This window comes from Pseudomonas antarctica, assembly GCF_900624995.1.
Classification (GTDB): Bacteria; Pseudomonadota; Gammaproteobacteria; order Pseudomonadales; family Pseudomonadaceae; genus Aquipseudomonas; species Aquipseudomonas antarctica.
The window spans coordinates 248,433-259,442 of record NZ_UYXQ01000002.1 but is presented as its reverse complement, the minus strand read 5'-3'; the positions used below and the strand labels follow the sequence as shown (position 1 = coordinate 259,442).

The 11,010-nt window shown below is 58.0% G+C and carries 9 protein-coding genes; 3 read left to right on the top strand and 6 right to left on the bottom strand.

Translation table 11 applies throughout. The features are described from left to right. Positions 1-320 precede the first annotated feature (320 nt). The 4 genes from ntrC to E0F99_RS02845 all read right to left on the bottom strand — a co-directional run bounded on the left by ntrC (position 321) and on the right by E0F99_RS02845 (position 4,350). Entirely contained in the window at positions 321-1,757 is a 1,437-nt protein-coding gene (gene ntrC / locus E0F99_RS02860) for a nitrogen regulation protein NR(I) (protein WP_017138632.1), read from the bottom strand. After that, positions 1,754-2,839, bottom strand: coding sequence for a nitrogen regulation protein NR(II) (gene glnL, locus E0F99_RS02855; RefSeq protein WP_016979130.1), 1,086 nt, complete (start codon positions 2,837-2,839; stop codon positions 1,754-1,756). The genes ntrC and glnL overlap by 4 nt, the downstream gene beginning before the upstream one ends. Positions 2,840-3,071: 232 nt before the next feature. Continuing rightward, positions 3,072-3,794 carry a hypothetical protein gene (locus E0F99_RS02850; protein WP_232000112.1) on the bottom strand — a complete coding sequence of 241 codons (723 nt, stop codon included), beginning with the start codon at positions 3,792-3,794 and terminating at the stop codon, positions 3,072-3,074. 19 nt (positions 3,795-3,813) lie between these two features. After that, positions 3,814-4,350 carry a chorismate mutase gene (locus E0F99_RS02845; protein WP_083355707.1) on the bottom strand — a complete coding sequence of 179 codons (537 nt, stop codon included), beginning with the start codon at positions 4,348-4,350 and terminating at the stop codon, positions 3,814-3,816. 445 nt (positions 4,351-4,795) lie between these two features. Here E0F99_RS02845 and E0F99_RS02835 point away from each other — a divergent pair, with 445 nt between their 5' ends. Then, complete coding sequence (locus tag E0F99_RS02835; RefSeq protein WP_083355706.1) at positions 4,796-5,035, top strand: DUF6124 family protein; 240 nt, start codon at positions 4,796-4,798, stop codon at positions 5,033-5,035. A 71-nt stretch (positions 5,036-5,106) separates the two neighbouring features. Here E0F99_RS02835 and glnA read toward each other — a convergent pair whose 3' ends face one another. Next, a complete protein-coding gene (gene glnA / locus E0F99_RS02830) occupies positions 5,107-6,513 on the bottom strand; it encodes a glutamate--ammonia ligase (protein WP_056860658.1) in 1,407 nt (468 codons plus the stop codon). Positions 6,514-6,846: 333 nt separating this feature from the next. Here glnA and thiI point away from each other — a divergent pair, with 333 nt between their 5' ends. Beyond that, positions 6,847-8,301, top strand: coding sequence for a tRNA uracil 4-sulfurtransferase ThiI (thiI, locus tag E0F99_RS02820; RefSeq protein ID WP_083355705.1), 1,455 nt, complete (start codon positions 6,847-6,849; stop codon positions 8,299-8,301). Between the two features lie 139 nt (positions 8,302-8,440). Then, a complete protein-coding gene (gene typA, locus E0F99_RS02815; RefSeq protein ID WP_053253905.1) occupies positions 8,441-10,261 on the top strand; it encodes a translational GTPase TypA in 1,821 nt (606 codons plus the stop codon). A 204-nt stretch (positions 10,262-10,465) separates the two neighbouring features. Here typA and E0F99_RS02810 read toward each other — a convergent pair whose 3' ends face one another. Further along, positions 10,466-10,900 (bottom strand): YkgJ family cysteine cluster protein, encoded by a 435-nt coding sequence (locus tag E0F99_RS02810; protein WP_003171132.1) that lies wholly within the window; start codon positions 10,898-10,900, stop codon positions 10,466-10,468. Between the last annotated feature and the right edge of the window lie 110 nt (positions 10,901-11,010).

Sequence of the window (11,010 nt, the reverse complement as noted above, 5' to 3'; positions counted from 1 at the left end):
GCGGGGGGGGTGCCAGGTGTTGAGAGGTGGTGCGAAAAAAAGTTCCAGAAAGCCCAAAGCTCCGGATTGGGGGGCTTTGGTGTTTTTCGCTTCTGACATTTTCTTAACCAGGTCTGTGTTTCAGGCGTGTGGGACGTGCGCGATGCTAGTTCATGGTGCATTGAAGCGGTGCACAGTCCTGGAACTTTGTGGAGATCCAAATGTGGGAGCGGGCTTGCTCGCGAAGGCGGTGTGTCAGTCAATACATCTGCTGACTGACACACCGCCTTCGCGAGCAAGCCCGCTCCCACAGGGGATCTTCAGTGGATCAGGAAGAGGTGTTAAGCCTCATCACCCTCGTCATCATCCCCGCCATCGACCTTCATCCCCAGCTCCTTGATCTTGCGGGTCAGGGTATTACGGCCCCAGCCCAGCAGCACGGCGGCGTCGCGGCGGCGGCCGGCGGTATGCTTCAAGGCGGTTTCGATCATGATGCGCTCGAACGCCGGTACGGCGCTGTCCAGCAGGTTCGATTGCCCACGTGCCAAGGCCTGATCTGCCCATTGGCGCAGCGCCTGTTCCCAGTTGGTCACAGGGGCTGAGTCCTGCGGCAGGCTGAGCAGCTCCGGCGGCAGGTCGCTGATATGCACTTCGCGCCCGGATGCCATAACGGTGATCCAACGGCAGGTGTTCTCCAACTGGCGCACATTGCCGGGCCATGGCAGGTTCTTCAGGTATTCCTCGGTCTCGCTTTTGAGCAGCTTCGGCTCGACGGCCAACTCTTGGGCGGCGCGGCTGAGGAAGTGGCGGGCGAGGGTCGGGATGTCTTCGCGGCGGTCCGACATGCGTGGGATGTGAATACGGATCACGTTCAGACGGTGGAACAAGTCCTCACGGAATTTGCCCGCGTGCACCAGGGTTTCGAGGTTCTGGTGCGTCGCCGCGATGATGCGCACATCGACCTTGACCGGCGTGTGCCCGCCAACGCGGTAGAACTCACCGTCGGCCAATACGCGCAGCAAGCGGGTCTGGGTGTCGGCCGGCATGTCGCCGATTTCATCGAGGAACAGCGTGCCGCCGTCGGCCTGCTCAAAGCGGCCCCGACGCAGGTTGGCAGCACCGGTAAACGCGCCTTTCTCATGGCCGAACAGCTCGGACTCCATCAAGTCCTTGGGGATCGCCGCCATGTTCAGTGCGATAAACGGCGAGGCCGCCCGTGGGCTGTGACGGTGCAGTGCATGCGCCACAAGCTCTTTACCGGTACCCGATTCGCCGTTGATCAGCACGGTGATGTTGGAATGGCTCAAACGCCCAATGGCGCGAAACACTTCCTGCATCGCCGGGGCTTCGCCGATGATTTCCGGGGTGCGGGTCAGCGCAGGTGGGGCTTCCTGGCTTTGTTGTTCCTGGGCGTGCTGGTTGGCGCGCTTGACCAGAGCCACCGCCTCGTCCACGTCGAATGGCTTGGGCAGGTACTCAAAGGCGCCACCTTGGTAGGACGCGACAGCGCTGTCCAGGTCCGAGTGCGCGGTCATGATGATCACCGGCAGGCGCGGGTGCTGCTCGCGGATGCGCGCCAGCAAATCCAGGCCACTGGCGCCAGGCATGCGGATGTCGGAGATGATCACGTCCGGCTGTTGACGCGCCAGGCGGCTCATCACCCCGTCGGCGCTGTCGAAGCTCTGGGTGGTCATGCCTTCCTGTTGCAAGGCTTTCTCGAGGACCCAGCGGATAGAACGGTCGTCATCGACGATCCAGACAGTTTCACTACGGCTCATGTCGATGGGGCTCCTTGTTCCAGAGGCAGAAAGATCGAGAACGTGGTGTGGCCGGGATGGCTCTCACATTCGATCAGACCCTGGTGCTGGCTGATGATGTTCTGGGTAATGGCCAGGCCCAGCCCGGTACCGTCCGGGCGGCCGCTGACCATGGGAAAGAAGATGGTTTCCTGCAGCTCCGCAGGAATGCCTGGGCCGTTGTCGATGATCTCGACCTTGGTCACTAGGCGATGGCGCACGTGGCCAATGGTGAACTGGCGCAGGGCGCGGGTGCGCAGGCTGATGCGACCCAGGCGCAGCTCGTTCTGGCTGCTGATGGCCTGCATGGCGTTGCGCACGATATTGAGCACGGCCTGAATCATCTGCTCGCGGTCGATCAATACATCCGGAATGCTTGGGTCATAGTCGCGCACCAGGGTGATGCAGCCTTGGCTTTCGGCCTCGACCAGTTGGCAGACGCGTTCCAGCACCTCGTGCACATTGGTCATCGCCAAGGAGGGCAGCTTGTTGGAGCCGAGCATGCGGTCTACCAGATTACGCAGGCGGTCGGCCTCCTCAATGATGACGTTGGTGTAGTCCTTGAGGTTCTCGTCCGGTAACTCGCGGGCCAGCAGCTGCGCGGCCCCTCGAATGCCGCCCAGCGGGTTCTTGATCTCGTGGGCCAGGCCGCGCACCAGCATCTTGCTGGTTTCCTGTTTGGACAGTTGCGCTTCTTCTTTGGTGATACGCAGCAGGCGGTCGCGCGGGTGCACTTCGAGCAGAAGCAGGGTGGCGCCGTTGCTCAGGATCGGTGTTACGGCGTAGTCGACGGTCAGGGTCTGGCCGGTGAGGGCGGTGAGCATGGCCTCACGCTTGGTAAATGGGTGTGCCTGCTCCACCGCCTGGCGCAACGAGCTCAAGGCCTCGGCCGACTCGGTGAACAATTCGCTGATGAACTGCCCATGGCTGCGCTGGCCGCTGATGGCCAGGAGCATCTCCGCCGCCGGGTTCATGTACTCAAGACGCAGGTCGTCATTGAGCAGGATGGTCGCGGTGGTCAGGTTGTCGAGTAACAAACGGTGCAGTGCATCGCTGATGGTCATCAGGACCTCTTTTGGAGCAAGGCGCGGGCTTGAGGCACACGCTGATACAAGGAAAATGCAAAAACCAAACCAAGGCTCCGAAAAGAAGCGTTAAAGCCCTGAAATAGGGGTTTAAGGCGCGAAACTGTGGCGTTCTGCCAGCTTGTTCGGGAAGAATCGAACCAAAATGGGCTGTTGGGTTGGGAAGGGGGCGGCGCATTGCACCAATATAGTGCAGTTTTGCGCGATCTGTTCAGGAAGGTTTTTTGGGCGTGTTCTTTCGGTTGTTGAGGCAGGATTTGACGATCTCGTGTAAGCCGCCGCTGTTTTGGGGCAGGACGAATTCAGCGATCAGCGGCGAATCACCGGGAATCGCTGAAGGCAATGTCATCGTGATGAGCTGGTCATGCACTTCATTGTCGATCCACTCGCGTAGCTCTTGGCGATTGGCATGCATGATGAATTTGAACAACACGCCGTGCTGCTGAGTGGGTTCTGCGCTGTAGTAGCCGTTCACACGGTAGGTTCGCGCTGGGAGGGTGCCGGTAGTGAGGCTGAGCGGCCCGGATGACCGGGCGTCCGGGCCTTCATATATGTTGGGGTTGAAGTGCAATTCGTCGGTGTGGGTGAGTAAGGAGATCATCGGGCGCGAGGGCGAGCTGTAACAGGCGACTTGCAAGATCGCAATACTGGTCTTTTGTGCGTGAGTGGCTTTGCCATTAATTCTGGCGTTGATGATCGTACTGTCTGGGTAAGGCGCCTCCACCGTCCAGTTATTAGGCTCGGCGTCGCTGTTGGGCTGTGCTTCAGTGAGAGCGCTGAGCAATAGCGTCAGGAAGCATAGGGACTGGCAGGTCAGGTTCATCGCGAAATACGTCGGCGGGTGGCGGCTGGACGCTGCATCGTAGAGGCTTGATTCCCTGGGATGTATCAGACATTTCTGCGGTTTAGCGAGGATGCGGGAAAAAGCCTTCAATGAAGAAGGCCTGGATCTTTCAAGGCGTATAGATGCACAGCTCGGCCGTGGCGCGGGCCATTGCGATCTGCATCAGCGGGTCGTGAGGCGGTTTGTGCACCGCCTGAGCCAGCCATTGCGGACATTGTGGGGTGCTGCGTAGCGGGCTGAAGTCGGCCAATTGTTGCAGCAGACGTTTTTGCAGTTGATCCAGTTTGGGGCGAATCGTGCCGACCAAGTCGGGGCGCGGCGTGTCGGGTGCCTTGCCTATGAAATGCCAGTCGGACAGCCGAGCGTATTGCACCAACTTGTTCGCTTCGATCTGGGCGCTGAAGAACTGCTCCGCCGCGTCAGGCGCCACTTTGTAAGACGGTGCCTGGGCTCTCACGCTGGCGATCACAGCCTGTTCACGAGGGCGATCTTCCACAGCCTTGTGGCTGTCCCATTTGCTCAGTGCCACCTGATCGGCGATGGCCAGGCGCTCGGCGATGCTGTTGAGCAGCGGTTCGAGGGTGGCAGGCGCGGCGCTGGCCGTGGCGCTGACGAACAACAAAGCGAACACAAGTCGATGTTTCAAAGCGGATCTCCTGTGGGAGCTGGCGTGCCTGCGATGCGGGCAACTCGGTACAGCAGGTATACCCAGCTGATGCTATCGCAGGCAAGCCAGCGCCCACATGTTGATTGGGTTTGCAGGGTGGGGGCGGTGTCAGTCAGAGGCTACCTTAACTTGCGTGCTTGCCTACAGGTGAGCCAGAATCCGCCGGCTTGTACGGCTGGCTTGTCGTCTTTAAGGTTGCTCGGTCGCTGCTCATCAGCGATCAGGTTTAGTAGCCTGGATTCGAATTGTAGGTCGTGCATTCTCCATCAATCAGATTTCCCAAATCTGTGCTTGATGGTGGCTGTGCGCAGGGCATCCTCGGATGCGCCGGGCTTCTACATTCACCGGTCTACTAACCTGCGCACAGCCGCCACCCTTTCGTTTAGTAGCGAAGCGAAGGCGGCCTCATTGAGGAATGTAGAAAATGTTCAAACCAACCCCAAATCCACCTCCATCCGTCTTCACCATCGATCCCGGTAGCGACGACGAGTCCCTGCTGGTCAACAGCTTCGAAGCCTTCTCTTCGGTCAGCACCTTGTTGCTTGATTTGTCCGAGGCGCTGGAAGGCAAACACCGCGATACGGTTCTGGCGATTCACCAGCTCAGTGCCTTGGGCACCTTGATGATTGCCAAGATGCTCGACCGCCACGCCCCGGCCCGTTGAACCCCAGGCAAAAAAAAGACCTCCACAAGGAGGTCTTTTTTCATCACGCCACGTTAAGCAGCGCTACCGGATCAGCAGCTGTAGTACAGCTCGTATTCCAGTGGGTGTACGAAGGTGCGTACTTTGATTTCTTCTTCGCTTTTCAGCTCGATGTAGGCATTGATGAAGTCGTCGCTGAATACGCCGCCTTTGGTCAGGAACGCACGGCCCTTGTCCAGCTCTTCCAAGGCTTCTTTCAGGCTGCCGCACACTTGTGGGATCTCTTTGGCCTCTTCAGGCGGCAGGTCGTACAAGTTTTTGTCGGCGGCGTCGCCTGGGTGGATCTTGTTCTGGATACCGTCCAAGCCGGCCATTACCAGGGCAGCGAAGGCCAGGTACGGGTTGGCTGCTGGATCCGGGAAGCGCGCTTCGATACGGCGAGCGCGAGGGCTGGACACGTAAGGAATACGGATCGAGGCGGAACGGTTGCGTGCCGAATAGGCCAGCATTACCGGCGCTTCGAAACCTGGGACCAGACGCTTGTAGGAGTTGGTCGACGGGTTAGTGAAGCCGTTCAGGGCCTTACCGTGCTTGATGATACCGCCGATGAAGTACAGGGCGGTGTCGGACAGGCCGGCATAACCTTCACCCGCGAAGGTGTTCTTGCCATCTTTGGCGATGGACAGGTGAACGTGCATACCCGAACCGTTATCGCCGTACAGTGGCTTCGGCATGAAGGTAGCGGTACGGCCGTAGGCATCAGCCACGTTGTGTACGCAGTACTTCAGGGTCTGAACTTCGTCAGCCTTGGCCACCAGGGTGTTGAACTTCACACCGATTTCGTTCTGGCCGGCAGTCGCCACTTCGTGGTGATGAACTTCGATGACCAGGCCCATTTCTTCCATGGCGTTGCACATGGAGGTACGGATTTCGTGGTCGTGGTCGAATGGCGGAACTGGGAAGTAGCCACCTTTGATACCTGGACGGTGGCCTTTGTTGCCACCTTCGATGTCCTGGTCGGACATCCACGAACCTTGTTCGGAGAAGATCTTGAACATGGAGCCGGAGATGTCGGACTTGAACTTGACCGAATCAAAGATGAAGAACTCTGGCTCTGGGCCTACGAATACGGTGTCGCCGATACCGGTCGACTTCAGGTATTCCTCGGCGCGCTTGGCGATCGCACGTGGGTCGCGGTCGTAGCCTTGCATGGTCGAAGGCTCGATCACGTCGCAGACGATGATCAGGGTTGGGTCTTCGGTGAACGGGTCGAGTACGGCAGTGCTGTCGTCCGGCATCAGGATCATGTCGGACGCTTCGATGCCTTTCCAGCCGGCAATGGAGGAACCGTCGAACATTTTGCCTTCTTCGAAGAACGCATCATCCAGCGCGTCGCGAGCCGGCATGGTCACGTGGTGCTGAGTACCTTTAGTGTCCGTGAAGCGCAGATCAATCCATTTAACGTCATGATCTTTGATGAGTTGAACCGACTTCGACATGGTGTCCTCCGGGTGGCTTCGGGCTGGATAGTGGAGTTAGCCCTTAGAATGTGGGTGATGCCGGCGCGAATACTCGACCAAGGCAACCTGCCTCACAAGAGAGCAAATTGCATGCCAGTGCGCCAACATGGCCTTTTTGCCTCAAAATGGCCCCTGTAACGGTGCAATCCGCTGAAGCGCAATAAATAACGCACTGCAATGTAGCGTTAATTTGCGCAAATGACCCGTTTTGGTGCGCTGCATCAGCAATGCATATTAACTGGTTAAACCTTGAGCGATTTCCGCTATAATCCGCGCCCCCCTTTTTCAGCAGGTCCGGCACGCGCTGTTTCCATGAAATTAATCGTTAAAGTGTTCCCCGAGATCACCATCAAAAGCCGACCGGTACGGATGCGTTTCATCCGTCAGTTGGCCAAGAACATCCGTGCCGTGCTCCGAGACTTGGCCCCGGCTGTGGTGGTGAACGGCGTGTGGGACAACCTCGAGCTGGAAACCCGTGTCACCGACGCCAAAGCCTTGAAGGACATGACCGAGCGCCTGAGCTGCATGCCGGGTATCGCGCATTTCCTGCAGGTGGATGAGTACCCGCTGGGCGACTTCGACGACATCACCGAGAAGTGCAAACAGCACTTTGGCAATGAGCTGGAAGGCAAGATTTTTTCGGTGCGCTGCAAGCGCGCCGGCAAGCACACCTTCAGCTCCATGGACGTCGAGAAATACGTCGGCAGCAAGCTGCGTCGCGAGTGCGGCGCCGCCGGAATTTCCCTGAAAGCACCGCAAATTGAAGTGCGCATGGAAATTCGCGACCAACGGTTGTTTGTGATTCACAGCCAGCACAACAGCATCGGCGGCTACCCGCTGGGGGCCCTGGAACAGACCCTGGTGCTCATGTCCGGCGGTTTCGATTCCACGGTAGCGGCCTACCAGATCATGCGCCGCGGCCTGATGAGCCACTTCTGCTTCTTTAATCTGGGCGGGCGCGCACATGAATTGGGCGTGATGGAAGTCGCGCACTTTATCTGGAAGAAGTACGGCAGCTCGCAACGCGTGCTATTCGTAAGCGTACCGTTTGAGGAAGTGCTGGGCGAAATTCTCGACAAAGTCGATAACAGTCATATGGGCGTAGTATTGAAGCGTATGATGTTGCGCGCTGCGTCCCGAATCGCTGATCAGTTGCAGATCGACGCGCTGGTGACCGGCGAAGCGATTTCCCAGGTGTCCAGCCAGACACTGCCGAACCTGTCGCTGATCGACTGCGTGACCGAAAAGCTGGTGTTGCGCCCGCTGATTGCCAGTCACAAGCAGGACATCATCGACCTGGCCGAAGAAATCGGCACGGCGGCTTTCGCCAAGCACATGCCTGAATATTGCGGGGTCATCTCGGTGAACCCAAAGACCCACGCCAAGCGCAACCGCGTGGAGTACGAAGAACAACAGTTCGACATGGCGATTCTGGAGCGTGCGCTCGAGAACGCCAAGATGGTCCCGATCGATCGCGTAATCGACGAACTGGGCCAGGACGTGAAAATCGAAGAAGTCAGCGAAGCCCTGGCCGGCCAGATTGTCGTCGACATCCGTCACCCGGATGCCGCGGAAGATGAGCCGCTGGAAATCACTGGCATCGACGTGCAAGCGCTGCCGTTCTACGCATTGAACGCGCGTTTCAAGGAACTGGATAACAGCCGTCAGTACCTGCTGTATTGCGACAAAGGCGTGATGAGTCGCCTGCATGCCCACCATTTGCTCAGTGAGGGGCATGCCAATGTGCGCGTTTATCGACCGAGCTAAGAGCCCGGGGCTGTTTGCCTGTGGCCTGCGTCACCGGCCCCCCGACTCTGCCGTCAAGCTGTAACGGCAAGGCCTGACTCTACTGTTAATCGCTGCCACGACCTGTCAGCACACCGAATCCTCTGATCGAGATACACAAGTGATCGAAAATCTACGTAACATCGCCATCATTGCTCACGTTGACCATGGTAAAACCACCCTGGTAGACAAACTCTTGCGTCAATCCGGCACCCTGGAGCGCAACGAGCTCAACGACGAGCGCGTGATGGACTCCAACGACCAGGAAAAAGAGCGCGGTATTACCATCCTGGCTAAAAACACCGCTATCAACTGGAACGGCTACCACATCAACATCGTGGATACCCCGGGCCACGCCGACTTCGGCGGCGAAGTAGAACGCGTAATGTCGATGGTTGACTCCGTTCTGCTGCTGGTTGATGCCCAAGACGGCCCGATGCCGCAAACCCGTTTCGTGACCAAGAAGGCTTTCGAAGCTGGCCTGCGTCCGATCGTGTGCATCAACAAGGTTGACCGTCCAGGCGCGCGTCCGGACTGGGTTCTGGACCAGATCTTCGACCTGTTCGACAACCTGGGTGCTACCGAAGAGCAACTTGATTTCCAAGTGATCTACGCCTCTGCCCTGAACGGTATTGCCGGTCTGGAACACACCGCCATGGCGGAAGACATGACTCCGCTGTACCAGGCGATCGTTGACCACGTTCCACCGCCGAAGGTTGACCGTGAAGGCGCGTTCCAGATGCAAATCTCGGCACTGGACTACAACAGCTTCCTGGGTGTTATCGGCGTTGGCCGTATCGCTCGTGGTAGCGTCAAGCCGAACACCCCGGTTGTCGCTATCGGCGCCGACGGCAAGAAGCGTAACGGTCGTATCCTGAAGCTGATGGGTCACCACGGTCTGCACCGTATCGACGTTGAAGAAGCTTTCGCAGGCGACATCGTTTGCGTCAGCGGTATGGACTCGCTGTTCATCTCCGACACCCTGTGCCAGCCGGACACTGTCGAGGCGATGAAGCCTCTGACCGTTGACGAGCCAACCGTTTCCATGACCTTCCAGGTAAACGACTCGCCTTTCTGCGGTAAAGAAGGCAAGTTCGTGACTTCCCGTAACATCAAGGAACGTCTGGACAAAGAGCTGCTGTACAACGTTGCACTGCGCGTTGAAGAAGGCGACTCGGCTGACAAGTTCAAGGTTTCCGGCCGTGGTGAGCTGCACCTCTCGGTACTGATCGAAACCATGCGTCGCGAAGGCTTCGAAATGGGCGTTGGTCGTCCAGAAGTGATCATCCGTACTGTTGACGGCGTGAAGCAGGAACCGTTCGAAAACGTCACCATCGACACCCCTGAAGAATCCCAGGGCAAGGTCATGGAAGAGATGGGCCTGCGTAAGGGCGACCTGACCAACATGGTGCCGGATGGCAAAGGCCGTGTGCGTCTGGAATACAACATCCCTGCTCGTGGTCTGATCGGTTTCCGTAACCAGTTCCTGACCCTGACCAACGGTGCTGGCATCCTGACCTCGATCTTCGATCGCTACGACACCATGAAGTCCGGCGACATGTCCGGCCGTCAGAACGGTGTTCTGGTATCGGTAGAAACCGGCAAGGCGCTGACCTACTCCCTGGAAACTCTGCAGGCGCGTGGCAAGCTGTTCGTTGAACACGGTCAAGAGATCTACAACGGTCAGATCGTTGGTCTGAACAGCCGTGACAACGACATGGGCGTCAACCCAACCAAAGGCAAGAAGCTCGACAACATGCGTGCTTCGGGTAAAGACGAAACCATCGCTCTGGTTCCACCTGTTCGTTTCACCCTGGAACAGGCTCTGGAATTCATCCAGGACGACGAGCTGTGCGAAGTGACGCCTAAGTCGATCCGCCTGCGTAAGAAGATCCTGGACGAAGGCGAGCGTACCCGCGCTGCCAAGAAAGCCAAGAACTGAGTTAACTCAGGCTGAATGAAAAACGCCCCCGGTCGAAAGGCTGGGGGCGTTTTTTTATGCCTGCAGAATGTGCAGTGATTGTGCCGGCCCCTTCGCGAGCAAGCCCGCTCCCACATTCGACCGCGTTTTCTCAGGAAGAATGGGGTCAAGTGTGGGAGCGGGCTTGCTCGCGAAAGCGGTCGCTCAAGCAATACAAATGTCGGATCAGAACTTGTCGAGGGTCTTGAACTTAGTCTCGCGCACCACTTCCTTCGGCTTATACGCGCAATACCCAGGCCGCGGGCCGATTTTCGGGTGGTTGCGGCAGGTATCCGGGCGCTTGTCATAAATAGTGCAGAAGCGCGTCTTACGATCCAGGTACAGGCAATCGTTGTTGCTCATGCGCTGCAGGGTAAAAATCTCGGATTTGGAGTTATAGCGCTCGACGATGCCTTCCTTCTGCAAGCGCTTGGCGATGTTTTTCGGCGGATCGCCGCGTTCGAACTCGTCAACGATGCCAATGCGGATCAGGTCCTTGATCTTCACCTCAACCGGCAGCGTGCAGCAGCTGGACACGCAGCCACCGCACATGTGGGCGGAATATTTCTGCCAGGTCTCGAGACGGTCGAGTTCCGCGGCGGCGATCAGTTGAGGCTTCATCAGGGTTCCAAGGTGGGGCTATATCCGGGCGCGCGATAATACCGGGATTGATGATTTTTTGAACAATATTTTGCGGTTTTCAGCCCGAAGGCTGCTCAAGCGCCGTTCGG

Excerpts from the sequence above, each read along its gene's own strand:
- glnA (WP_056860658.1), bottom strand. The coding sequence starts at position 6,513 with ATGTCGAAGTCGGTTCAACTCATCAAAGATCATGACGTTAAATGGATT.
- glnL (WP_016979130.1), bottom strand. The coding sequence starts at position 2,839 with ATGACCATCAGCGATGCACTGCACCGTTTGTTACTCGACAACCTGACC.
- E0F99_RS02810 (WP_003171132.1), bottom strand. The coding sequence starts at position 10,900 with ATGAAGCCTCAACTGATCGCCGCCGCGGAACTCGACCGTCTCGAGACC.
- E0F99_RS02835 (WP_083355706.1), top strand. The coding sequence starts at position 4,796 with ATGTTCAAACCAACCCCAAATCCACCTCCATCCGTCTTCACCATCGAT.
- thiI (WP_083355705.1), top strand. The coding sequence starts at position 6,847 with ATGAAATTAATCGTTAAAGTGTTCCCCGAGATCACCATCAAAAGCCGA.
- ntrC (WP_017138632.1), bottom strand. The coding sequence starts at position 1,757 with ATGAGCCGTAGTGAAACTGTCTGGATCGTCGATGACGACCGTTCTATC.